17 protein-coding genes are annotated in these 24,269 nt (G+C 64.3%); 9 read left to right on the top strand and 8 right to left on the bottom strand.

The genetic code is table 11. From position 1 onward, the window contains the following. Positions 1-190: 190 nt before the first annotated feature. The 3 genes from ACVILL_RS02895 to ACVILL_RS02905 all read right to left on the bottom strand — a co-directional run bounded on the left by ACVILL_RS02895 (position 191) and on the right by ACVILL_RS02905 (position 5,069). Entirely contained in the window at positions 191-1,735 is a 1,545-nt protein-coding gene (locus ACVILL_RS02895; protein WP_456734153.1) for a SpoVR family protein, read from the bottom strand. Positions 1,736-1,739: 4 nt separating this feature from the next. After that, a complete protein-coding gene (locus ACVILL_RS02900; protein ID WP_456727762.1) occupies positions 1,740-3,008 on the bottom strand; it encodes a YeaH/YhbH family protein in 1,269 nt (422 codons plus the stop codon). Between the two features lie 117 nt (positions 3,009-3,125). Next, positions 3,126-5,069 (bottom strand): PrkA family serine protein kinase, encoded by a 1,944-nt coding sequence (locus tag ACVILL_RS02905; RefSeq protein WP_456727763.1) that lies wholly within the window; start codon positions 5,067-5,069, stop codon positions 3,126-3,128. Between the two features lie 537 nt (positions 5,070-5,606). Between ACVILL_RS02905 and ACVILL_RS02910 the strand changes: the two genes are divergently transcribed. The 8 genes from ACVILL_RS02910 (at position 5,607) to ACVILL_RS02945 (ending at position 14,397) form a co-directional block, all read left to right on the top strand. Beyond that, entirely contained in the window at positions 5,607-6,224 is a 618-nt protein-coding gene (locus tag ACVILL_RS02910) for a hypothetical protein (RefSeq protein ID WP_456727764.1), read from the top strand. Positions 6,225-6,270: 46 nt separating this feature from the next. Continuing rightward, a complete protein-coding gene (locus ACVILL_RS02915) occupies positions 6,271-6,717 on the top strand; it encodes a DsrE family protein (protein ID WP_456727765.1) in 447 nt (148 codons plus the stop codon). A 226-nt stretch (positions 6,718-6,943) separates the two neighbouring features. Further along, entirely contained in the window at positions 6,944-9,790 is a 2,847-nt protein-coding gene (locus ACVILL_RS02920; RefSeq protein WP_456727766.1) for a bifunctional transaldolase/phosoglucose isomerase, read from the top strand. 11 nt (positions 9,791-9,801) lie between these two features. Continuing rightward, positions 9,802-10,785, top strand: coding sequence for a phosphogluconate dehydrogenase (NAD(+)-dependent, decarboxylating) (gnd, locus tag ACVILL_RS02925; RefSeq protein ID WP_456727767.1), 984 nt, complete (start codon positions 9,802-9,804; stop codon positions 10,783-10,785). Positions 10,786-10,794: 9 nt separating this feature from the next. Next, on the top strand, positions 10,795-12,288 hold the full coding sequence (gene zwf, locus ACVILL_RS02930; protein ID WP_456727768.1) for a glucose-6-phosphate dehydrogenase: 1,494 nt from the start codon (positions 10,795-10,797) through the stop codon (positions 12,286-12,288). Position 12,289: 1 nt separating this feature from the next. Then, positions 12,290-13,042 (top strand): 6-phosphogluconolactonase, encoded by a 753-nt coding sequence (gene pgl / locus ACVILL_RS02935; protein ID WP_456727769.1) that lies wholly within the window; start codon positions 12,290-12,292, stop codon positions 13,040-13,042. Positions 13,043-13,096: 54 nt separating this feature from the next. After that, entirely contained in the window at positions 13,097-13,585 is a 489-nt protein-coding gene (locus ACVILL_RS02940) for a gluconokinase (protein ID WP_456734154.1), read from the top strand. Then, the gene (locus ACVILL_RS02945; RefSeq protein WP_456727770.1) at positions 13,582-14,397 is read left to right on the top strand and encodes an HAD family hydrolase; all 816 of its coding nucleotides are present in this window, start codon (positions 13,582-13,584) and stop codon (positions 14,395-14,397) included. The genes ACVILL_RS02940 and ACVILL_RS02945 overlap by 4 nt, the downstream gene beginning before the upstream one ends. A gap of 121 nt (positions 14,398-14,518) precedes the next feature. On the opposite strand, the gene acuR is transcribed toward ACVILL_RS02945, so the two are convergent. The 5 genes from acuR to malQ form a co-directional block, all read right to left on the bottom strand. Further along, a complete protein-coding gene (gene acuR / locus ACVILL_RS02950) occupies positions 14,519-15,151 on the bottom strand; it encodes an acrylate utilization transcriptional regulator AcuR (protein WP_456727771.1) in 633 nt (210 codons plus the stop codon). A 125-nt stretch (positions 15,152-15,276) separates the two neighbouring features. Next, positions 15,277-16,866, bottom strand: coding sequence for an alpha/beta hydrolase domain-containing protein (locus ACVILL_RS02955; protein ID WP_456727772.1), 1,590 nt, complete (start codon positions 16,864-16,866; stop codon positions 15,277-15,279). 124 nt (positions 16,867-16,990) lie between these two features. Then, entirely contained in the window at positions 16,991-17,509 is a 519-nt protein-coding gene (locus ACVILL_RS02960) for a hypothetical protein (protein ID WP_456727773.1), read from the bottom strand. An 815-nt stretch (positions 17,510-18,324) separates the two neighbouring features. After that, the gene (locus ACVILL_RS02965) at positions 18,325-20,133 is read right to left on the bottom strand and encodes a glycoside hydrolase family 15 protein (RefSeq protein ID WP_456727774.1); all 1,809 of its coding nucleotides are present in this window, start codon (positions 20,131-20,133) and stop codon (positions 18,325-18,327) included. Positions 20,134-20,148: 15 nt separating this feature from the next. Beyond that, complete coding sequence (gene malQ, locus ACVILL_RS02970) at positions 20,149-22,098, bottom strand: 4-alpha-glucanotransferase (protein ID WP_456727775.1); 1,950 nt, start codon at positions 22,096-22,098, stop codon at positions 20,149-20,151. Positions 22,099-22,301: 203 nt separating this feature from the next. Here malQ and ACVILL_RS02975 point away from each other — a divergent pair, with 203 nt between their 5' ends. Beyond that, positions 22,302-24,263 (top strand): alpha-1,4-glucan--maltose-1-phosphate maltosyltransferase, encoded by a 1,962-nt coding sequence (locus ACVILL_RS02975; RefSeq protein ID WP_456727776.1) that lies wholly within the window; start codon positions 22,302-22,304, stop codon positions 24,261-24,263. Positions 24,264-24,269 lie beyond the last annotated feature (6 nt).

A 24,269-nucleotide genomic window follows, 5' to 3' on the forward strand; every position in this document is an offset into this window, starting at 1 on the left:
CAGGCAATCACCAAGACGATTTCCGCACGCCGGCAATCACGTTCGCGCAGGGAACATGATGCGCTTTCAAATCCGGAATGTTGCCGTGATGTTCATGATGTGAGCCTTCGATAGAAATGAAGGTTCACCAAGCGAGACACTCATTCCGCGCGGCGGTTGCCGCGCGCAGATGTTCTCGATCACGTGATGCTCAAGCTGCGACCGCAGCCGCGCGCGGGCTGACGACGTATTCCTTCAGCACCTTGTCGGTGCCGTCGACTTCGGTCAGCGCGACGTCATAGGACCACAGGTCGGCGAGATGCTGCAGCACGCGCCGCGCGTCGGTCTCGTTGAGCTGTGCGCCCTTCACGGTGGTGTGACGCAGCATCAGGCGGCGATCGCCGTCGAGATCGACGTCGATGACCTCGATATTGGCATCGACGAAGCCGACGTCGTATTGCCGCGCCAGCTCGCGCCGCACCCGCCGGTACCCGCGCTCGTCATGGATCGCATCGACCTTGATCCCCTGGCTTTCGGCGGGATCATCGTGCAGATGGAACATGCGGAAGCGCCGGATCAGCGCCGGGCTGAGGAACTGGTTGATGAAGCTCTCATCGCGGTAGTTGCTCCAGATCTCGCGCAGCACGCCCTCGACGTCGCCCTTGCCGGCAATGTCGGGGAACCACTCGCGATCCTCGTCTTCCGGAGACTTCACGATCCGCTCGATGTCCTGCATCATGGCGAAGCCGAGCGCATAAGGGTTGAAGCCGGAATAACGGCGGTCGTCGAACTCGGGCTGGAACACCACATTGGTGTGCGACTGCAGGAATTCGAGGAAATTGCCGTCGGTGATCCGGCCCTGCTGATGCAGCCGGCTCATGATCCGGTAATGCACGTAGGTCGCGGTGCCCTCGTTCATCACCTTGGTCTGGCCCTGCGGGTAGAAGTACTGCGCGATGTGGCGCACGATGCGAATGAGCTCGCGCTGCCAGGGCGCAAGCCGCGGCGCGGTCTTCTCGAGGAAGTAGAGGATGTTCTCCTGCGGCAGACCGAGCAGCGCGCGGCGGCGCTCGGCGGAGAGCGTGGCCTTGCTCTTGGCCTTGGTGTTCGGCACCGTTCGCCACAGATCGTTGAACACGGCTTCCTCGTGCTGACGGCGCTCGCCGGCCCGCTTCTCCTCGGCGCGCAGGTCGAGCGTCTTCTTTCCGGGATAGCGGTCGACGCCGTGCGACATCAGGGCGTGCGCGGCATCGAGCGTGCGCTCCACCGTCTCGCGGCCATGACGGTCCTCGCAAACCGCAATGTAGCCTTTGGCGAATTCGAGATAGTCGAGGATGCCGTCGGCATCGGTCCACTGCTTGAACAGATAATTGTTCTTGAAGAAGTGATTGTGCCCGAACGCCGCGTGCGCGATCACCAGCGTCTGCATCGTCGCCGTGTTCTCCTCCATCAGATAGGAGATGCACGGCGAGGAATTGATCACGATCTCATAGGCGAGGCCCATCAGACCCTTGCGATAGGACGCTTCCTGGAAGGCGAACTGCTTGCCGAACGACCAGTGCTTGTAGAACAGCGGCATGCCGACCGAGGAATAGGCGTCGAGCATCTGCTCGGCGGTGATCACCTCGATCTGGTTGGGATAGACGTCGAGCCCGAGCTCGGTGCGCGCGATTTTCTCGCAGGCGTCGTGAATCCGCTGCAAGATCTGGAAATCCCAGTCGGCGCCCTCGAACAGCCGGTCGTCGGAAGAACCCATCACGCTACACCCTCTCCTGCTTGCTGCGGCGCTTGAACAGGTCCTGGAACACCGGGAAGATCTCGCCGCGCTCGCTCACCTTGCGCATCGACAGCGGCGCGCCCTCGTTGCGCAGGCGCTCATAGAGCGTCCAGAGCGAGGAGTCCGGCATGTCGAAGGTGTAGTTGGCGGCCTCGCCGACCTCGAGATAGGCGAAGAACTGGCAGACCGGCAGGATCTTTTCGGTCAGGAGATGACCGGTCAGCGCGCTGTCGGAGGTCATGTTGTCGCCGTCCGAAGCCTGGGCGGCATAGATATTCCAGTCCGCCGGGCGGAAGCGGGTGCGGACGATGTCGTTCATCGCAACCAGCGCGCTCGACACCAGCGTGCCGCCGGAGGCGGGTCCGTGGAAGAACGTATCCTCGTCCACCTCCTCGGCGCGGTCGGTATGCCGGATGAACACGATCTCGACGTGCTTGTAGCGCCGCTTCAGGAAGACGTAGAGCAGCATGTAGAACCGCTTGGCCAGATCCTTCATGTGCTCGGACATCGAACCCGAGACGTCCATCAGACAGAACATCACGGCCTGCGCCACCGGCTTCGGCACCGTCTCGAAGCGGCGGTAGCGGATGTCGATCGGATCGATGAACGGAATCCGCTTGGCCTTGGCCTTCAGCGCTTCGAGCAGTGCCAGCAGCTCGCGGCGGCGCGTATCGTCTTCGCACTCCGCAAGCTCCGCCTCGAGCGCCTCGATGTCGTCCTTGCGCGGCCGGCGTAGCGCAACGCGTCGCGCCAGCGCCCGGCTCACCGTGCGGCTGATCGAGATGTTGGCTGGCGAGCCCGAGGTCGCATAGCCGGCGCGCTGGAGGCCTTCGCTCTCGGTTTCCGCGAGCTTGCGCTTGGCAAGATCGGGCAATTCGAGATCGTCGAGGAAGAGGTCGACGAACTCCTCGCGGCTGAGCACGAAGCGAAACGCATCCTCGCTGTCGCCTTCGCCCGCGCCGGAGCCCTTGCCGCCGCTCTGGTTCGGCCGCTGCAGCCAGTCGCCCTCGACGAACTTCTTGTTGCCGGGCAGCACCATGTCGCGCGTGCCGCCCTCGCGCCGGAACCGCGGCTCATCCATGCCGTCCAGCGGGATTGTCACCTCGCCGCCCTCCAGGACATCCTTGATGTCCCGGTCCTGCGACGACTTCTTGACGGCCCCCTGAACCAGCGCCTTGGCGCGCCGCAGGAAGCGCTGGCGGTTCTCCAGGCTCTTGCTACCCGGATTCAGCCGCCGATCGACGATGTGCATGACCACGTTGCATCTGCCTCACGCCGGATGCGATCATCACCAGTCGCATCGCATTTTTCTTGGACGAGACGGGACGGGACGAAACGGAAAGCCGATACCGGCTTTCCGGATCGTGCACTAGCCGGCCTGCTTCACCCGCATGTACCACTCGACGAGGCGACGGACCTGGCGCTCGGTATAGCCGCGCTCCACCATCCGCTCGACGAACTCGCCGTGCTTCTTCTCGGTCTCGCCGTCCTTCTTGGAGCCGAACGAGATGACCGGAAGCAGATCCTCGACCTGCGAGAATATCCGCTTCTCGATCACGTCGCGAACCTTTTCGTAGGAGGTCCAGCTCGGGTTTTTCCCGCCATTGTGCGCCCGCGAGCGCAGCGAGAACTTGACGACCTCGTTGCGGAAGTCCTTCGGGTTGGCGATGCCGGCCGGCTTCTCGATCTTGGTCAGCTCTTGATTCAAGAGCTCGCGGTTCATCAGCTGGCCGGTGTCGGGATCCTTGAAGTCCTGATCCTCGATCCAGGCGTCGGCATAGTCGACGTAGCGGTCGAACAGGTTCTGGCCGTAGTCGGCATAGGATTCCAGATAGGCCTTCTGGATCTCGTTGCCGATGAACTCGGCATAGCGCGGCGCAAGGTCGGCCTTGATGAACTCGAGATACCGCTTCTCGGTCTCGTCGGGTAGTTGCTCGCGGCGGATGGCCTGCTCCAGCACGTACATCAGATGCACCGCGTCGGCGCCGACCTCCGTGGTGTCGTGGTTGAAGGTCGAGGCCAGCACCTTGAAGGCAAAGCGGGTGGAGACGCCGTCCATGCCTTCGTCGACGCCGGCCGCGTCCTTGTACTCCTGCACGCTGCGCGCCTTCGGATCGGACTCCTTGAGGCTCTCGCCGTCATAGACCCGCATCTTGCCGAACAGCGTCGAGTTCTCGTGCTTGCGCAGCCGCGACATCACCGAGAAGCGGGCCAGCGTTTCCAGCGTGGCCGGCGCGCACGGCGCGGTGGCCAGCTCGGAACTCTCGATCAGCTTCTCGTAGATCTTCTGCTCCTCGGTCACCCGCAGGACGTAGGGGACCTTGATGACGCAGATGCGGTCGATGAAGGCCTCGTTGTTCTTGTTGGTCTTGAAGCTCTGCCATTCGGCTTCGTTGGAGTGCGCCAGGATGATGCCGGTGAACGGGATCGCGCCGATGTTCTCGGTGCCGATATAGTTGCCTTCCTGCGTCGCCGTCAGCAGCGGATGCAGCATCTTGATCGGCGCCTTGAACATCTCGACGAACTCGAGCACGCCCTGGTTGGCGCGATTGAGGCCGCCGGAGTAGCTGTAGGCGTCGGGATCGTTCTGCGCGTAGGTCTCGAGCTTGCGGATGTCGACCTTGCCGACCAGCGAGGAGATGTCCTGGTTGTTCTCGTCACCGGGCTCGGTCTTGGCAACCGCGATCTGGCGCAGCCGCGAGGGCTGGATGCGCGCAACGCGGAATTGCGAGATGTCGCCGCCGAAGGCCTCAAGCCGCTTGTAGGCCCATGGAGACATCAGCCCGCTCAAGCGACGCCGCGGAATGCCGTACTTCTCCTCGATGATCGGTCCGAGCGTTTCCGGATCGAACAAGCCGAGCGGGCTCTCGAACACGGGCGAGAGCTCATCGCCGGCCTTCAGCACGTAGATGGGGTGGATTTCCATCAGCGACTTGATGCGCTCGGCGAGCGATGACTTGCCGCCGCCGACCGGCCCAAGCAGATAGAGGATCTGCTTGCGCTCCTCGAGACCCTGCGCGGCGTGACGGAAGAAGCCGACGATGCGCTCGATCGTATCTTCCATGCCGTGGAAGCCGGCGAAGGCCGGATACGACCTTATCGTACGGTTCAAAAAGATACGGCCAAGGCGTGGGTCCTTGGCCGTGTCGATCATCTGGGGCTCACCGATTGCCGCCAATAACCGCTCGGCCGCGTTGGCATATCGCATCGGATCACTTCGACACGACTCCAGATACTCGGCCATCGACATGTCGGTCTGGCTTCGCGCTTCAAACGACCTTGCGAAGGCGTTGAACAAAGAATCGTTGTACATGATCCCTCTCTCCACGATATGTATCGCCGCACGACTGACACGAGTCGTAACAAGAGCGTCCTAGGATCGAATCAGCGTCGGCACGCTGGGTCCATTGGACACTCGACCGACTCCCTTCGGCAATGCACGGCGCGTGCAGCCTCTGCCTTATCAACAGGCAGGAAGCTTAATGGTTCATCAATATCCCCCGTTGGTGGCCTGTTTTTGACGGTTGTAGCCCCTTCGCCACATCCGTGGTTTACCGGGGCCCAGGCCTCCAAACACGCCTCCGAAGCGGACATCCGAGCGGGGCGACTTCCCCGTCCGGAAGATGAACGTTGGGCTTCCCTGAAAAGGTGTGACCGTCCAGCCGTGGCGTCAAGATGCGCAGCTCACAAGCTGCATGAACAAACTGACAGACAGCGTTGAACGTGCCTCCTTGTCGCCGCGACTAAGGCAGCAAGCCCGCGCAGTTCCGCGCGGCACCATTGCCGCGCTTTGAAGATGACAGCTCTTAAGATGACACCTGGGAGGCGCCGGCTATTCCCGAGGCCGGTCATGAAGCAGACGCTGCTCGTTGTCGCACTCGCAGCCGCGGCCTGTGTCGGCGCGGCGTCAACCGTCCAGGCGGAGGAAGGCGTCGACAAGGCGAAGGCCGCGGCCTTCGACAACAGGATGTTCGCAGGCCCGCCCGGCGCGAAAGCCTATGCCTGCTTCGTGCGGCGATACGATGCAAATCATCTGGCGCAGCATCCGAAGCAGAAGGTCCGCGCGATGAAGCTCCTGGTCGCGGCCGAAGACGCGCCGGAGGACAAGACCACCAACTACTCGTTCCGGCTCGGCGTCACCTACCGCCATCGCTCCGGCAATTTCGACTCCAGCGGCTTCTGCAACCATGCGATCGCGATAGATTCCGGACATGAAATGGGTTTCGAATGCGGCGTGGATTGTGAAGGCGGCGGCATCTCCGTGGCGCTGTCAAAGGACGACAAATCCGCGATCGCACGCCTCGGCCGCATCAGGGTGTGGAATCGCAACAAGCCCGACGACGATGCGGAAGAAGCGCTGCTCGCCGGCGCCGACGACAAGATCTTTCGCGTCGACCGCGTGGACGCCAGCGAATGCGCCGAACTTGTGACCGACCGCAAGGAACTCGCTGCTCTCCGCCACAAGTGATAGGCTCGCCCCCGGTCAACAACAAGAATTGCGCAAGGGACGCGCCATGCATCGACGCAGCATCCTGTGGGGCACGCTCTCGGCGATCGGCGCCGCCTTCGCGGCGTCACGGGCGAACGCCGCCACCGAGGCGCCGCCGCAGAAGCTGAAGGTGGTCTATCACCTCGACGACCTCGACAAGGTCAACTTCGTGATCGGCAACATCCAGAACCACCTCGACGGCGTCGGCGGCCCCGGCAATGTCACGATCGCGCTGGTGGTGCACGGCCAGGCGCTGAAGGCGTTTCATGCGGCCGCCGCCAACCCGGATATGTCGAAGCATGTCGGGCAGTTGAGCAAGGACGGGATCGAGCTTGCCGCCTGCCGCAACACCATGAAATCGCAGAACATCGGGCTAAAGGACCTGCTCCCCGGCTTCGTCGCCGCCGAGCGCGGCGGCGTGGTCCGCCTCGCCGAGCTGCAATCCCAAGGTTACCTCTACCTGCGGCCCTGACGCGCCTCGCGCACCGCGACGCGTCATAAAGACGCGTCATAAAAATGTGCTGAGTTCGGGGTCTGCTCGGACCGCGTCCAGGGGGATCGAACGGTTGTGAATGGCGTTATCCCTTGGGAATGCTGATATTCCGCCCGGGCCCACCCATGTTGACAATCCGTCCCCGCCCCCGAAAGCTGCCCGGGAACCCAAAAGTCGACCCTCGATCGAACGAGAACAGGCACCCATGAACCCCGTCAAAGCACTCGAAAATCACCGCCAGGCCGTCTGGCTGGACTTCCTCGCCCGCGGCTTCGTCGCCAAGGGTGACCTGAAGCGGCTGATCGAGACCGACGGCGTCAAAGGCGTGACGTCCAACCCCTCGATCTTCGAGAAGGCGATCGGCAGTTCGGACGAGTATGACGGCGCGATCGGCCAGGCCCTCCGGAAGGGCGACCGCTCGGTCGCCGACCTGTTCGAGCATCTCGCGATCGAGGACATCCAGCACGCGGCCGACGTGCTGCGCCCGGTCTACGACCAGAGCCATGGCGGCGACGGCTTCGTCAGCCTCGAAGTGTCGCCCTATCTCGCCATGGACACCAAGGGCACGATCGCGGAGGCCCAGCGGCTCTGGAAGGACGTCCACCGCAAGAACCTGATGGTCAAGGTGCCGGCGACGCCGGAGGGCCTGCCTGCGATCGAGCATCTGATCGGCGAAGGCATCAGCATCAACATCACGCTGCTGTTCTCGCAGGAGGTCTATCGCCAGGTCGCCGAAGCCTATCTCAAGGGCCTGGAGAAGTACGTCGCCAGGGGCGGCGATCCATCCCATGTCGCGAGCGTGGCGAGCTTCTTCGTCAGCCGCATCGACTCTGCCGTCGACAAGCAGCTCGACGAGAAGATCGCCAAGGCCAACGATCCGCACGAAAAGGAACGGCTCGCGGCACTGAAAGGCAAGGTCGCGATCGCCAACGCAAAGCTCGCCTATCAGGATTACAAGCGGCTGTTCTCGGGTACGCGCTGGGACAAGCTCGCGGCCAAGGGCGCCAAGCCGCAGCGACTGCTGTGGGCCTCGACCGGCACCAAGAACAAGGACTATAGCGACGTGCTCTATGTCGAGGAGCTGATCGGCCCCGACACCGTCAACACCGTGCCGCCGGCAACGCTCGACGCCTTCCGCGACCACGGCAAGGTCCGCGACAGCCTCGAGGAGAACGTCGAGGACGCCCGCCGCGTGCTGGAGGAGTTGGAGAAGTCCGGCATCTCGCTCGATGCGATCACCGAGGAGCTGGTCAAGGACGGCGTCAAGCTGTTCGCCGACGCGGCCGACAAGCTGTACGGCGCGGTCGCCCACAAGCGCGCTACCTCGCTCGGCGGCGGCATCGACCACCAGAAGCTCGCGCTCGGCTCCGAGATCGAGAAGGCGGTCGGCAAGAGCACCGAGGAATGGCGCGCCACGGCCAAGATCCGCAGGCTGTGGCAGAAGGACAAGTCGGTCTGGACCGGCGATGACGAGGACAAGTGGCTGGGCTGGCTGACCAGCGCCGCCTCCGCCGACGTCGCCGACTACGAGGATTTCGCGAAGCGCGTGAAGGGCCAGAACTTCACCGACGCCGTCGTGCTCGGCATGGGCGGATCGAGCCTCGGGCCGGAGGTGCTGGCGCAGACCTTCCCGCACAAATCCGGCTTCCCGCGGCTGCACGTGCTCGACTCCACCGACCCGGCGCAGGTGCGCGCGATGGAGGAGTATGTCGACATCTCCAGGACGCTGTTCATCGTCTCCTCCAAGTCCGGCGGCACCACCGAGCCGAACGTGATGAAGGACTATTTCTTCGACCGGGTGGCCAAGGCGATCGGCAGGGACAAGGCCGGCCACCGCTTCATCGCGGTGACCGATCCGGGCTCGTCGCTGCAGAAGGTCGCGATCAAGCAGGGCTTTGCCCGCATCTTCTACGGCGACCCGGCGATCGGCGGCCGCTATTCGGTGCTGTCGCCGTTCGGCCTGGTGCCGGCGGCGGCCGCCGGCATCGACGTCCGCAGCCTGCTCGGCCATACGCTCGCGATGGTGCGCTCCTGCGGCGCCGACGTGCCGCCGCAGCAAAACCCGGGCGTCCAGCTCGGGCTGGCGATGGGCATCGCCGGGCTCGAGGGCCGCGACAAGGTGACTATCTTCGCCTCGCCCGAGGTCGCCGATTTCGGCGCCTGGGCCGAGCAGCTGATCGCGGAATCGACCGGCAAGGACGGCAAGGGCCTGATCCCGATCGAGGGCGAGACGATCGGCGACGCCGCCGTCTACGGCAACGACCGCTTCTTCATCGACCTCCGTACCGAGAGCGAGCACGACGCCGCGCATGAGGCGAAACTCGCGGCGCTCGAAGGCGCCGGCCACCCCGTGGTCCGGATCGTGATGAAGTCGATCGATCATATCGGCCAGGAGTTCTTCCGTTTCGAGATCGCGACCGCGGTGGCGGGCTCGATCCTCGGTATCAACCCATTCAACCAGCCCGACGTCGAGGCGGCCAAGATCAAGACCCGCGAGCTGACGGCGGCGTTCGAGAAGACCGGGTCGCTGCCGACGGAAGAGCCTGTCGTGTCGGCAGACGGCGTCGATCTCTACACCGATACCCAGAATGCCGAGGAGCTGCGCAAGGCCGGCGCCAATGGCAATCTCAATTCCTGGATCAGGGCGCATCTGTCGCGTTCCGGCCGCGGCGACTATGTCGCCCTGCTCGCCTATATCGAGCGCGACGGCGACACCATCGACGCCATGCAGGCGATGCGGCTGAAGCTGCGTGACGCAAAGCACCTTGCGACTTGCGCCGAGTTCGGCCCGCGCTTCCTGCATTCGACCGGGCAGGCCTACAAGGGCGGCCCCGACAGCGGCGTGTTCCTCCAGGTCACGACCGACGATACGAGGGACCTGCCGGTGCCCGGCCAGAAGGCGAGCTTCGGCGTGATCAAGGCGGCGCAGGCGCGCGGCGATTTCGACGTGCTCACCGAGCGCGGCCGGCGGGCGCTGCGGGTGCATCTCAAGGGCGATCTCACCTCAGGCCTCGCGGCGCTCGATGCCGCGATCTCGGCCGCACTGAACTGACGGAGGCCAAAATGCAACTCGGCATGATCGGCCTCGGGCGGATGGGCGGCAACATCGTCCGCCGCCTGATGACCCAGGGCCACACCACCGTGGTCTACGACAAGGATCCCAAGGCGGTCGCGGCGCTCGTCGCCGACAACGCCACCGGCGCTTCGTCGCTTGAGGATTTCGTCCTCAAGCTGGAACCGCCCCGCACCGCCTGGGTGATGCTGCCGGCCGGCAAGATCACCGAAGCCACCATCGAGGCGCTGTCGAAGCTGATGCAGCCCGGCGACGTCATCATCGATGGCGGCAACACCTTCTGGCAGGACGACGTCCGCCGCGGCAAGTCGCTCAGGGAACGCGGGCTGCACTATGTCGACGTCGGCACCAGCGGCGGCATCTGGGGCATCGAGCGCGGCTACTGCATGATGATCGGCGGCGACAAGGGTGTCGTCGACCGGCTCGACCCGATCTTCAAGGCGCTGGCGCCCGGCATCGGCGACATCCCGCGCACCCCGGGCCGCGAGGGCCGCGATGTCAGGATCGAGCAGGGTTACATCCACGCCGGTCCCGTCGGCGCCGGGCATTTCGTCAAGATGATCCACAACGGCATCGAATACGGCCTGATGCAGGCCTATGCCGAAGGTTTCGACATCCTGAAGAACGCCAATATCGACGCGCTGCCGCCGGATCATCGCTTCGATCTCGACATCGCCGACATCGCGGAAGTCTGGCGGCGCGGCAGCGTGATCCCGTCCTGGCTGCTCGACCTTACCGCGTCGGCCTTGGCGCAGAACCACACGCTCGACACTTATTCCGGCTTTGTCGAGGATTCCGGCGAAGGCCGCTGGACCGTCAATGCCGCGGTCGACGAGGCGGTGCCGGCCGAGGTGCTGACGGCCGCGCTCTACACCCGCTTCCGCTCGCGCAAGGATCATACCTTCGCAGAGAAGATCCTCTCGGCGATGCGCGCAGGTTTCGGCGGCCACAAGGAGCCGCCGAAAAAATCTTGAAGAGGTCACGTGCAGAAGAAACCCGACCCTTGTTCCTTCATCATCTTCGGCGCCACCGGTGATCTGACGCACCGTTTGGTCATCCCGGCCCTCTACAATCTTGCCGCCGGCAATCTGCTGCCGGACAAATTCTGCGTCGTCGGCATCGCCCGCAAAGGCATGTCGAGCGACCAGATGAAGGACAGCCTGCTGCAAGGACTACGGAAGTTCGCGACCCGTCCGATGGACGAGGCGGTCGTCACGCGCCTGTTCGAATGCGTCACCTCGATCGAGGCCGATCCGAGCGATCCCGCGTCGTTCGACGCCATGAACGAGCGGCTCGACAAGCTCGAGACCGCGCGCGGCACCGGCGGCAACCGGCTGTTCTATCTCGCGACCCCGCCGAGCGCCTTCCTGCCGATCAGCCGGCAGCTCGGACGCACCGGCATGCTGGAGGAGAACGGCGCCTGGCGGCGGCTGATCATCGAAAAGCCGTTCGGCACCGACCTGGCGTCGGCCAGGGCGCTGAATTCAGCGCTGCTGAAGCTGATGGACGAGCACCAGATCTACCGGATCGACCATTATCTCGGCAAGGAAACCGTCCAGAACATCCTGGTGCTGCGCTTTGCCAACGGCATGTTCGAGCCGATCTGGAATCGCAACCACATCGACCATATCCAGATCACCGTCGACGAGAAGCTCGGCGTCGGCCATCGCGGCAGTTTCTATGACGCCACCGGCGCGCTGCGCGACATGGTGCCGAACCATCTGTTCCAGCTGTTGTCGCTGGTGACGATGGAGCCGCCGGCGCGGTTCGATGCCCATGCGGTGCGCTCGGAAAAGGCCGAGGTGCTGAGCGCGATCCAGACCCAGAGCGAGCAGGAGGCGCTGTCCAATTCGGTGCGCGGCCAGTACCGCGGCGGACGGATCGGCGACGCCGAGATCGAGGATTACCTCAAGACGCCGGACGTCAGGCCCGACAGCTCGACCGAGACCTATGCCGCGCTGAAGCTGACCATCGACAATTGGCGCTGGGCCGGCGTGCCGTTCTATTTGCGCACGGGCAAGGCGCTGACCACCAAGCGTACCGAGATCGCGATCAAGTTCAAGCAGGCGCCGTTCGCGATGTTCCGCGACACCGCGGTCGACCGCCTGTCGCAGAATTACCTCGTCATCTCGACCGAACCGACCGAGGGCATCGAGCTGCAATTCAACACCAAGGTGCCGGGCCCGGCGATCAACATCGACGGCGTCGAGATGAAGTTCCGCTACAAGGACTACTTCAAGGCCGAGCCGTCGACCGGCTACGAGACGCTGATCTATGACTGCATGATCGGCGACAATCTGCTGTTCCAGCGCGCCGACAGCGTCGAGGCCGGATGGACGGCGGTGCAGCCTTTCCTCGACGCCTGGAAGAATGCCGGCGGCCGCGGCCTGCAACCCTACAAGGCCGGCAGCGAAGGCCCGGAGGCCGCCAACGCGCTGCTGACGCGCGACGGCCGCAGCTGGAGAAAGCTGGGCTGACATGACCACGAGCGGCGAGCGCAAGATCATCACCGTCGCCGATCCGGCGGCGCTGGCGACGACGGCCGCCGAGCGGGTGATCGCGAGGATCGACGAGAACCCCGGCCGGATCGCGGTCTGCCTCACCGGCGGCTCCAGCCCGAAGGCGCTCTACCAACTGCTGGCGACGCCGGACTATCGCGGGCGGATTCCGTGGGACCGCATCGACTGGTTCATCGGCGACGAGCGCCTGGTGCCGCGCAAGGACAGACTGCACAACATGTGCATGGCGCGCCAGGCCTTCCTCGACCGCTGCGCCCCGGCGGCGAATGTTCACCCGATCGCGACCGACACCGCCGATCTCAGGGATCCCGACGTCAGCGCGGCGCTGTACGAGAACGAGCTGATGGCGTTCTACGGCGCCGAGCAGCTCGATCCGCAGCGGCCGCTGTTCGACCTGGTGCTGATGGGCATCGGCTCCGACGGCCACACCGCCTCGCTGTTTCCCGGCTACCCCGCGGTCGAGGAAACCCAGCGCTGGGTGGTCGGGGTGCCCAAGGCCAATGTCGAGCCGTTCGTGCCGCGAGTCTCCTTGACGCTGCCTGTCCTCGCCTCCTGCCGCGAGATGCTGTTCGGAGTATCAGGCGAAAACAAGCGCGCGATCTTGACGCGCCTGTTCGCAGGCGAGAACCTGCCGGCAAACCGCGCGCGATCGCTGGGTGAGACCGTCTGGCTGATCGATCAGGCCGCGCTGCCGGAGGATTTTACTGGATGATTTTGTCGGGTGACTTTCTTGGGTGAAGGGCAAAACCCCTGCGCACTGGTCGTGATGGGCGTCTCCGGCTCGGGCAAGAGCACCATCGCCGACCGTCTCGCGATCAGGATCGGCTGGCGCTTCGAGGACGGCGACAGTTTTCATCCGCCGAGCAATGTCGCGAAGATGCATTCGGGCCAGCCGCTGACCGACGAGGATCGCCGGCCCTGGCTGCGCGCGATCGCCGCCGAGATCGACCGCACCTGCGGCCTCCGCGAGCGCGCCGTCATCGCCTGCTCCGCGCTGAAGCGCGCCTATCGCGACATCCTGGTGCATGGCCGCGACGATATCCGCATCATCTTCCTCGACGGCACGCAGGAGCTGATCGCCGCGCGGCTCGCCGCGCGCAAGGGCCATTTCATGCCGCCGGGGCTGCTCGCCAGCCAGTTCAAGACGCTGGAGCGGCCGACCCCGGAGGAACGCCCGATCAGGGTCGCGATCGACCGTCCGGTCGAGACCATCGTCGAAGACATTGTCAGTCAACTGAAACTGGACCGCCCATGACCCGTATCGCGCCCCGCATCGCCCTTGTCGTATCCGATGTCGACGGCACGCTGCTCACCAAGGACAAGACCTTGACCGACGGCGCCCGGGCAGCGGTGCGCAGGCTGCATGAGGCCGGCATCGGCTTCACCATCGTTTCCAGCCGCCCGACGATCGGAATGAGCTTCCTCGTCCCGCCGCTCGCGATCAGTCTGCCGATCGGCGCCTTCAACGGCTCCTCGATCGTCGATCCGCAGTTCACGCCGATCGAACAGCATTTGATCCCCGCGGCCGTGGCCAAGCGCTGCGTCGATCTGCTCCGCGAGCGCGGCGTCGACATCTGGCTGTTCACCAATGACCGCTGGCTGACGCGCAATCCGGACGGCGAATACACCGCCCATGAGCAGCACACGATCAAGCATGATCCGACCATCGTCAGCGATTTCACGCCCTATCTCGACCAGGCCTGCAAGATCGTCGGCGCGAGCTCGGACGCGCCCCTGCTGCAACGCTGCGAGGCGGAGATGCAGCAGATGGTCGGCAATGATGCGACCGCGGTCCGTTCGCAGACCTACTATCTCGACGTCACCCCGCCCGGCCACGACAAGGGCACCTTTGTCGAAGGCATCGCGAAACGCCTTGGCGTGTCGCTCGAGAATGTCGCCACGATCGGGGACATGCAGAACGATCTGCCGATGTTCGCGCGAAGCGGCGTCTCCTTCGCGATGGGCAATGCCAGCGACGACGTGAAGGCGCGCGCTACGCATGTCACCGAGACCAACGAGCACGACGGTTTCGCCCGCGCGATGGACGCGGTGTTGCAGCTTCGCTGAAGCGTGCGGACGATCACACGCTCGGCAGGCTCTCGCGGCCGAGCGCGAGCGTCTGATCAAGCCGGTTGAAATGATGGCAGTGTGGTGGATTGTACCTTCGGCCATCTAGACGAAAAACGACTCATTCACCGAGGAGCTTGAAAAAGCCCTTCGAGAAGGAATGAAGCGGTTCGGAACGGCGTTCGAGTTTGGCGCGAAGAACCGCGCCCTCCCAACCGATCCAGAAGAACTCGGCAAGCCAGTCGCAATCTTGGTTGGAAGAGATTGCACCAGTAGCCTGGGCAGCTCTCAAGCACTTGGCAGTGCGCTGCTGCCAGTCGATGAACACATCGAACAGCTGCTGGCGAAATGATCGTGGAAGTACGCTCATCTCCTGCCCAAGATTGCCAACCAAACAGCCTCGCGCATAACGGAAGCGTTTCATGGCGGACGTAGCGTCGTCGGTAAAACCTCTGAGCCTTTCGAGCGGGGGATGCTGCTCGTTCAGGAAGAAGCTGTCGAGCTTCCGCGAAAAGTAGCCGGCGTAGCTGTCGATCAGCTCCGCTCCGAATGCCTCTTTGCTCGGAAAGTAGTGGTAGAACGATCCCTTTGGCACGTCGACGCTCCGCAGGACTTCCTCGATCCCCGTCGCGGAATAGCCCTTCTCCGTCAGCATAACGACACCTGCACGGACCAGCGCGTCACGGGTCGCGCTGGTGCCGGCAAGTTCCTTAGGAGGTCGCCCGCGACGGCGGCGAGGCAGCGTCTTGCTCATGCAGATCGTAATAGACCGATCGTCTAGGAGAGGCAAACTGCCCGTGATGCGGCGTTCTGCAAGTGGCGGAGACTCTCCCTCCATCCACGAGTTCGGTGGCAGACCCAGGCTCCGGCTTGGCTCACTCAACGTGGCTCGGCGTTCGTTGGTGCGGGCGCGAACAGGTTAGTCGACGCGGCTTCCTGAACGATCACTGCCGCGTCTTCCGGCAGCAGAAACCCACGCGCCATCAGATCCTGGGCGGCGATCCGGATCCGGTTCACGTAATCGTCGCGGCCGTGATAGCGCTCTTCGATCGACGGGCGGGCGTCACCGGTACGCTCTCGTTCCGCTTTCGTCGCTGCGAATGGCGAGAAGGACCCGATCAGCATGCAGGTGAATGTCTGCGGCTGGTTCTGGGCGCCATTGGTGCCGGTCGGCACCGCGACATCCGGCAGCCGCACGCCGCCGAGCGCATTGCCGTCCTGATCACGCTTCGGCACTTGTATCACTGCGGCGGAGAGCCGAGTCGGGGCGCGCAGCGCAGGTGGCTCGCCGCCCGCGGCTTCAAGCGACATCAGTTCGCTGGCGGGCGGCTCGGTGCCGCGGCTTACCCAGGCATCAAGGTGCAGCAGGAGGGCCCGCGACAGCGGCGACCAATCGAGGCGGCCCGGCGCCAGTGTACAGGCCGGTGCCTTGGGGGCGGGTACATGCGGGCCTCCCGCGATATCGTACATCCGCACATTGGCGGGCAGTGGCTGATCCGCGGTTCCGGACGCGCCCGTGCGGCCAAGCGAAGCGCGTAGCGAATAGTAGTCCGTGGTGGAGTTCACGAGTATCATCCTCGGAGGCACCTCGCCGCGCGCCTCGACCTTGGCCGTGATCTCCCCGATCGTGAGCGGTCCGTCATTCACGCCGGGAAAATCCGGGTTGTCGAATGTGGGAGCCCCCTCGGCGCTCGACATTGGTCCAAGGCCCGTCTGCAGGATCGGAAGAAGGCCAGCGGCCGAGACGAACACATGCATTCCGTCGAAGACGCGCCGGTCGCCCATCATGTTGAAGCCGTTCAGGAGAAAGGTCTTCAGGAATCGTCCATCCTGGGACCTGCCGCTCGCGAGCACGCGGTTGATCGCTCCCTTGAGCGGGTTGGGCGTTCCACCCTTGTCAGAAGCTGCATGCGCGAAGAAATCCGCGGCATCGCGGACGATCGCAAAGCCCACTCCCTCGACGAAGCGCGTCTTGCCATCGGCGTCAGTGAACGAAGGCAGGTCCGCACCCTGTCCAAGCTCCCAAAAAACCTCCGCAACCGCAAAACCATGGTCCTGAAGAAAGCCGGTGCCCTGCTCCAGCGTGCCCGGGAGAAACCGCACGTCGCGTGGCGAGTTGTAGATCGCCTCGGCCCAGACTTGCCCGCGGTTAGGTACGTCCACCAGCAACGCGCCGTTTTCCCCGCGCGGAGCCGCCGGCATCATGAGAATGATCTTCGCCGCGTAGTCGACGCGCCCGCGTTCATTGCGCGGCGCCTTGTCGATCCCAGGGATGGCCTCTTGCGGCGATAGGTCGCCGCGGATCTTGCCCTGCCAGATCACATAGTCGCCGGCGCGAAATGTGCCGTAAGGCTGCTTCGACGTGAACTCGATCCGGGTAACTTCTGCGCTCACTGGCCGCGCCGTCGAGATCAGGCTGAACAAGCAATACAAGAACATCACAATTCGCCCGTTTCGACGGTGCGGCATGCGAATTCTCCATAGGAGATGGCGGCTGGTTTCGAGCATTTTTTGATCACGACACGCCGTATGGAACGGACATGACGGACCGGCAACTTTTTCACCGGTCCCATCGCCTATCGCGAAGGCCTTCTCACTCCATCCAATAGTCGATGTCCGTCTGATTGGCATTGATGCCGGCCTTCGGCTCGGACGGGCCATGACTGCTGATGATGCCACGCATTCTGGCGAGGCTACCCGTGCCGCCGGTAATGACGCCCGATGTCATGTTCGTAAGCTTCCCATCTCCACTGCTTTGAGCGACCAGAGATGTCCTGACAAAAAACTTCTCCCCGTTCTCCAGTATCCAAACGTTGTAGATGAGAGCCGGACCGTTGTTGTCGATGTAGTCCGACATGCCGCGTGTCCACTGCTCCTTCAACCTCGATCCGTTGATGAGGGGGGCATCGTCACCATAGGTCCGCCGAATTTCGAAGAGCCGAGCTTGATGTCCCGGAATGTCGCCAACGTCGATGACGTGTTGCTGGGTGTATACCGTCTGAGTTGCCGGCGTATCATAGCTGACGTGGTGCTTTTGCTGCGCCATGGCCACCGGCGCGGTTAGAGCCATTGCGAGAGTGATGGTCATTCCAAGCGCGATATTGCGAAACATGCGTGACCTCTCATGCTGGAATCCACCCAACCGTGAAGGTATTGGCGGACGTTGTTTGTTGAAGATTCCTTCGTCAACCGGTCAGCGCTCGGTAGCGGCCGAGCCCCAACCGAAGCTGCTTTCACCGCGCTTTTTCCGAGGTGCCATGAATTAGACCGATCGTCTAGTATTTGGCTTGGCTCCAAGCGATTTCGCCCATCAATCTTTTTTGACAGCGCGCTTTGTCGGACAAGGCTTCTGCCCGCTAAGCCGGTCATTGCGGTGCCCGACGCGGAGGTCGGCTACCGGCCAGGAAGGGACATAATCGATTGGTGGGCGCTTACATACGACCGGGAAGAGGAGCGGAAGAGTTTGCTTGCGTTGAAGGCCCTGAGTGAACGTCATCCACGGAAGATTGTGAAGTTAGGTCATCAGCCTTGAGCGCTTTACATGTCGTGAGCCACGCGGGGCGAGACGAGCGAAGTTCGCACTTAGGCCGACGCGCGATGCAGGGCGCATGCACGATTTCGGAATATTGGAAATGTACCCCTGAGTTGCCCGACGTGTCAAGTCGTCCCACTCGGACGCCGGCAGCCGCCGACTCCTTTGCATGGGGTTGTTTTCGATATTTTGGTCGCACTCCCGTGAGTTGGATCGGCGGCGGAGGTTCACCTCTCCCTTGGGAGAGGTCGGCGCGTAGCGCCGGGTGAGGGGTTGCGGTCCCTCGTTAGAGCTGCGGCCCCTCACCCGATTTGCTTCGCAAATCGACCTCTCCCCATTGGGGAGAGGTAAAGCAAGTGCATGGTTGAAGCGATTCGATCTCAAGTCATCTTGCGTCAGGTCGAACGCTGCACCGCCGGCTTCTCGGCGTCGGCTCTTGCCGCGCTGAGATTGTGCGCGGTGTTGATCAGCGCGATGTGGGTCAGGGCCTGCGGGAAGTTGCCGGTCTGCCGGCCGGCGCCGGAGTCGAATTCCTCCGCCAAGAGGCCGAGATCGTTGGCGACCGCCACCACGCGGTCGAACATGGTCTGCGCCCTGTCGACATCCCCCGCCAGCACATGGGCATCGGCAAGCCACAGGCTGCAGGCCAGGAACGCGCCCTCGATCGGCTTGATCTCTTCGGACACCTCGCGCGGATCGTGCCGCAGCACGAACCCGTCGCGCATCATGTGTCGCTCGACCGCCTCGATGGTGCCGCGGATGCGCGGGTCGTCCGGCGGCAGGAAGCCGACCGACGGCAGCAGCAGCAGGCTGGCGTCGAGCAGCTTTGAGCCGTAGCTCTCGACGAAGCTGTTGAGGCCGGGGTCGAAGCCCCGCCGACAGACGTCGCGATGGATGGCATCGCGCAGCACCCGCCATTTGACCAGCGGCCCCTTGAAGCCGAACCGCTCGGCGCTCTTGATGGCGCGGTCGAAGGCGACCCAGCACATCACCTTGGAGAACACATAGTGCCGCGGCTCGCCGCGGCGCTCCCAGATGCCGTGGTCGGGCTGGTCCCAGACATCGGCGAGATGGCCGACGACGGTGCATTCCAGCGACCAGTTCTCCTCGTCGAGCTTCAGCCTGGCCATGCGCGACTGATGGAAGGCGTCGATCAATTCGCCGTAGACGTCGAGCTGAAGCTGCGCATGTGCGGCGTTGCCGATGCGCACCGGCTGCGCCCCTTCATAGCCGGACAGCCATCCGGCCTCCCATTCCAGCAGCCGGCGCTGGCCCAGGATGCCGTACATGATCTGCATGTTGGCGGGAGCGCCGGCCGCGGCCCGCAGCAGCCAGTTGTGCCAGGCCGCCGCCTCCTCGGTATAGCCCGAGTTCATCAGGGCCAGCAGCGTGAAGGTGGCGTCGCGCAGCCAGCAGAAGCGGTAGTCCCAGTTGCGCGCGCCGCCGAGCTTTTCCGGCAATGACGTGGTCGGTGCGGCGACGATGCCGCCGGTCGGCCTGAAGGTCAGCGCCTTCAGCGTGATCAACGAGCGCATCACGAGGTCACGTTGAATGCTGCCGTCATAGGTCGAGCGGCTACACCATTCCGTCCAGTAGTCCTCGGTATCCCTGAGCGCGGCCTCGGGATCGATCGGCTCGGGCACCGGCTGAAAGGATGCGCCGTAGGTCAGCACGAACGGCACGGTCTCGCCCTCGCCGACCTCGAAATCGGCGAGCGTGGTGAGATCCTGACCGCGGGTCTCGACCGGTGTGCGCAGCACGGTCATGTCCTGCCCGCTGATCGCCAGCAGCCCCTCGCCGTCCGGGTTCTTCTTCACCCAGGGCACATCGCCCCCGAGGCCGAAGCGGATCACCAGCTCCATGCGCATCCTGACGCGGCCGCTGATGCCGCGAACCAGGCGGACCACGTCGGAGGCATTGCCGCGCGGCGGCATGAAGTCGATCAGCGCGACCACGCCGCTGTCCGTCTCGAACCGCGTCTCCAGGATCAGGGTATCGTCCCAATAGCGGCGCGAGGTCTGCCTGATCGTCCCGGCGGGCGACAGCAGCCAGCGGCCGTTCCTCGACGTACCGAGCAGCGCCGCGAAGCAGGCGTCGGAATCGAACGCGGGCCAGCACAGCCAGTCGATCGAGCCGTCACGGCCGACCAGCGCCGCGGTCTCGCAATCGCCGATCAGTCCATAGTCTTCGATCCGAGAAGCCACGCGCCGTGCCCCCCGTTACCCTGCGTGCGATCGCTCGCGGGTCGCTTGCTTGAGCGCGTCGATGTCGATCGCCGACGCGAGATGCTCGATCGAGACCGGAAGCCGCCGTTTCCAGTTCGGATGCTCGTAGACGGTGCCGGGGATGTTCGGCTGATCGACGATACCGAGCAGATCCTCCATCGAAACCGCCATCATCCGCGACCGCGTGCGCGCCATGAAGCTCACCACCGAATAGAAATCATTGTGGTGGATATCGTGCCGGCGCAGCACGTCGTCGAGATGGCCGAGCGCATCCCAGCGTCCCTGATCGGTCTCACCGGGATCGATCCCGAGCGCGCGCTTGGTCTTGAGGTCGCTGAACGAGCGCCAGCCGGCATAGGTCGAGAGGTCGTGGGTGTTGAAGGTGACCAGCGCGTTCGGCAGATAGTAGTCGGCATTGCGGAAGACGCCCTGGTCGTCGGTCTCGAACATCATCACGAGATAGGACCAGATGCCCCAGCCGTTCATCTGCTCGCGGAACCCCGGGGGCACGGTGCCGAGGTCCTCGCCGATCACGACGCAGCGGTTGGCCGTGCTCTCCTGCGCGGTCGCCGCCAGCAGCGCCTCGAACGGCATCAGCACGTAGGCGCCATTGGCCGGGCCGAAGCCGCGCGGCACGAGATAAAGCCGCTTCAGCCCGAAGGCGTGATCGAGCCTGATCGCGCCGGCATGGCGCATCGAGGTACGCAGCATCTGCCTGAACGGCTCGAACGAGCGCTGCTCGAGGCCCGCGGCGTTGAAGCCGGCCAGTCCCCAGTCCTGGCCCGCGGTGTTGAGCGGGTCCGGCGGCGCGCCGACGCCGAGATGGCGCGAGATCGCGGTCTGCTCATTCCAGGCGTCGAAGCCATCCGACTGCACGCCGACGGCGACATCGAGATAGAGGCCGACCCGCATGCCGAGCTGATGCGCGAACGCCTGACAGGCGCCGAGCTGACGGTCCGCGGTCCATTGCACGAATTCGACGAACTCGACCTCGGCGGCGGTGTCGCGCGCCCGATGCAGTTTCGCGCAGGCCGTATCGTCGGGTTGCCGCCATTCGTCCGGCCATTCCCACCACGGCGTGTTGAATTTGTGCCGCATCGTCTCGAAGCAGGCGAAACGCGACAGCAGCGCGCCCTGCTCCTTGCGGTAGGCCTCGAAATCCTGCCAACGGCCGATGCCGGGATTGGCCTTGAAGGCGGCGAAGGCCGCGCGCAGTGCCGGCCATTTCCGCGCCGCGGCGCCGACATAGTCGACCATGTCGCGGCTGCGGAGCTGTGCCAGCGCGGCCTCCGTCTCCGCATCGACGCGATATTCGGGAATCTTCTCGACGTCGATATAGAGCGCATTGAGGAACAGCCGGCTGTTCGGCGAGTATGGGCTGCAATCGCCCGGCCGGTCGTCGAACAGCGCATGCAGCGGATTGAGCCCGATGCCGTCGGCGCCGAGACGATGGGCGAATTCGAGCAGTCCCTGCAGATCGGTGAAATCGCCGATCCCCCAGTTGCGCGCCGACCGCACCCCGTAGAGCTGGACCGCGATCACCCAGCAGCGATCGAACTCGCCGCCGAACGCCCCTTGCGGCGCCACCAGGAGCGGCAGCTCCTCGCCGCCCGATGCGTCCGACAGTTGCAACCGGTGCACGCCTTCGGGCAGGCCCGACGGCCACGTCACGCTCCGTTCATGCGCCTCGCCTTGCGCAAGCACGCCGCCGCCGTTCGTGACCTTCCATCGCACCGGAAGCCGGGCCGCCTCCGCGAGCGCCGTTTGCCCGCCATGACCGGACCTGACCACCACGGGGTCAGTGACGATCCGACGCGGCGTCTGGGGCGGCAACGCGGCAAGGATCGCCGTCAGCGCCTCCGGGGTTGTCACACGACGGTGACCGCTGCCATCAATATACTCGGTCTGAATTCCCAGGGTCTGGGCTTTGGCGTAAAGGTCCATTCGGCACGCTGCCTGCTCGCAACGGTATTGGGATCGTTGCTAAATTGTACAGATACGGGAAAGGGATAGTTGATGTTCAACGCTCTACCTTATCCGGCGTTCCCACCGGGAACCATTGCCCGGCGAGCGGCTTTCTATATGGGTCTGGCGCGCCTCCTTGCCGGCGCCGGGACGTCATTTGCATTTTCAATGGCGGCATCACCGTGAACAAAACCCTCCGGCCTGTCGAGAGTGCCCATGGCACTTTTCATATCACCGATGTCTATCCGTCGGTCGATGGCGGCCGCTTCCCTGTCAAGCGCATTGCAGGTGAACCTGTCGAGGTGTGGGCCGACATCTACCGGGACGGACATGACGTGATATCAGCGGCATTGGTGTGGCGGCGCGAAGGCGACGACGAATGGCAGGTCGCGCCGATGACGCCGCACAGCGACGACCGCTGGGGCGGCGCCTTCGTGCCGGACCGGCCCGGCCGCTACAGTTTCGCGATCGAGGCCTGGACCGACGAATTCGCCAGCTGGCGGCAGCGCTTCGAGCAGAAGCAGCGCGACAGCGGCGACCACACGCTGGACGCGATCGAGGGCGCCGGCATGCTGACCCAGGCGCAGGCCGGCGGTCCGGCCGCGGCTGCAATCATCATCAGGCAGTGCGAAATCTACCTGCAGACCGGCGAGCCGGGCGCGCTGCTCGCGCCGGAATTGCGGGAGGCGATGGCCGGCAGCCAGTTTCGCCGCGACCTGGTGCGATCGCAGCTCTATCCCCTGACCGCCGACCGGCCGCGGGCCCGCGATGGCGCGTGGTACCAGATGTTTCCGCGCAGCCAGGGCAAGATATCAGGCAAGACGCCCGGCGCGCATGCAACCTTCCACGATTGCATCGCGCGGCTGCCCGACATCGCCGCGATGGGCTTCGATGTCCTGCTGCTGGCGCCGATCCATCCGATCGGGCAGACGCACCGCAAGGGCCGCAACAATGCCGCGATTGCGCAGGCGGGCGATCCCGGCAGCCCCTATGCGATCGGCTCGCGCGATGGCGGCCACGACGCCGTGCATCCGGCGCTCGGCACGCTCGACGACTTCCGCGGATTCGTGGCGGCATGCCAGGCGCACGGCCTTGAGGTCGCACTCGATTTCGCCGTGCAGTGCTCGCCCGATCATCCCTGGCTGACCGCGCATCCGGAATGGTTCAAGCGGCGCCCGGACGGATCGATGCGCACGGCCGAGCATCCGCCGCAGCGCTGGGACGATGTCGTCAATCCGGATTTCGGATCCGAGGATGCCGCCGCGCTGTGGCGCGCATTGCGCGACGTCGTGCTGTTCTGGGTCGAGCAGGGCGTAAAAATCTTCCGGGTCGACAATCCGCACACCAAGCCGCTGGCATTCTGGGAATGGCTGATCCGCGAGGTGCAGGACCGCGACGCCGATGTGCTGTTCCTCTCGGAAGCCTTCGCGCGGCCGAAGCTGATGAAAGGCCTCGCCAAGCTCGGCTTCTCGCAGTCCTACAGCTATTTCATTTGGCGTACGCAGCGCGTCGAGCTCGAACAGTATCTCGGCGAGCTGATCTCCTATCCCGAGCGTGACTTCTTTCGGCCGAATTTCTTCGCCAACACACCCGACATCCTGCCCTTCCACCTGCAAAGCGGCGAATCCTGGATGTTCAAGTCGCGTCTCGCGCTGGCCGCGACGCTCTCAAGCAGCTACGGCATCTATAGCGGCTTCGAATTGCGCGAACACACGCCGGTGCCCGGCCGCGAGGAATACCTCAACTCCGAGAAGTACGAGATCAAGGTTCGCGACTGGGACGAGCCGGGGAACATCAAGCCCTACATCGCGGCCCTCAATCGCATCAGGCGCGGCAATCCGGCCCTGCAACAATTCGCCAATTTGCGCTTTATCAATGTCGATGACGGCGGCGTGATCGGCTTCGTCAAGGAGGCGGCCGATCAGACCAATGTGATCGCGGCCGCGATTGCATTGTCAGGCGAGCCGCGCGAGGTCTGGCTTCCGCTCGACGACGTCATGGTCGGCCGCGGCGATGTCCGCCGCCCCGTCACGGAACTGGAAGACCTTGTCACCGGCGAGCGCCACGCGCTCGAATGGGGAGGCATCCGCCTGCGTCTCGATCCTGCGCGCGATCCCGCGTTGCTGTTGCGCTGTGTCGCCTGAAGGAGC

It is taken from the genome of Bradyrhizobium sp. USDA 3364 (assembly GCF_054056355.1).

What these genes read in the sequence shown, in the direction of transcription:
- gnd (WP_456727767.1), top strand. Translation starts at nt 9,802, where the DNA reads ATGCAACTCGGCATGATCGGCCTCGGGCGGATGGGCGGCAACATCGTC.
- malQ (WP_456727775.1), bottom strand. Translation starts at nt 22,098, where the DNA reads ATGGACCTTTACGCCAAAGCCCAGACCCTGGGAATTCAGACCGAGTAT.
- ACVILL_RS02905 (WP_456727763.1), bottom strand. Translation starts at nt 5,069, where the DNA reads ATGTACAACGATTCTTTGTTCAACGCCTTCGCAAGGTCGTTTGAAGCG.
- ACVILL_RS02955 (WP_456727772.1), bottom strand. Translation starts at nt 16,866, where the DNA reads ATGCCGCACCGTCGAAACGGGCGAATTGTGATGTTCTTGTATTGCTTG.
- ACVILL_RS02910 (WP_456727764.1), top strand. Translation starts at nt 5,607, where the DNA reads ATGAAGCAGACGCTGCTCGTTGTCGCACTCGCAGCCGCGGCCTGTGTC.
- ACVILL_RS02900 (WP_456727762.1), bottom strand. Translation starts at nt 3,008, where the DNA reads ATGCACATCGTCGATCGGCGGCTGAATCCGGGTAGCAAGAGCCTGGAG.
- ACVILL_RS02960 (WP_456727773.1), bottom strand. Translation starts at nt 17,509, where the DNA reads ATGTTTCGCAATATCGCGCTTGGAATGACCATCACTCTCGCAATGGCT.
- pgl (WP_456727769.1), top strand. Translation starts at nt 12,290, where the DNA reads ATGACCACGAGCGGCGAGCGCAAGATCATCACCGTCGCCGATCCGGCG.
- ACVILL_RS02920 (WP_456727766.1), top strand. Translation starts at nt 6,944, where the DNA reads ATGAACCCCGTCAAAGCACTCGAAAATCACCGCCAGGCCGTCTGGCTG.
- ACVILL_RS02915 (WP_456727765.1), top strand. Translation starts at nt 6,271, where the DNA reads ATGCATCGACGCAGCATCCTGTGGGGCACGCTCTCGGCGATCGGCGCC.
- acuR (WP_456727771.1), bottom strand. Translation starts at nt 15,151, where the DNA reads ATGAGCAAGACGCTGCCTCGCCGCCGTCGCGGGCGACCTCCTAAGGAA.
- ACVILL_RS02945 (WP_456727770.1), top strand. Translation starts at nt 13,582, where the DNA reads ATGACCCGTATCGCGCCCCGCATCGCCCTTGTCGTATCCGATGTCGAC.
- ACVILL_RS02940 (WP_456734154.1), top strand. Translation starts at nt 13,097, where the DNA reads ATGGGCGTCTCCGGCTCGGGCAAGAGCACCATCGCCGACCGTCTCGCG.
- ACVILL_RS02895 (WP_456734153.1), bottom strand. Translation starts at nt 1,735, where the DNA reads ATGGGTTCTTCCGACGACCGGCTGTTCGAGGGCGCCGACTGGGATTTC.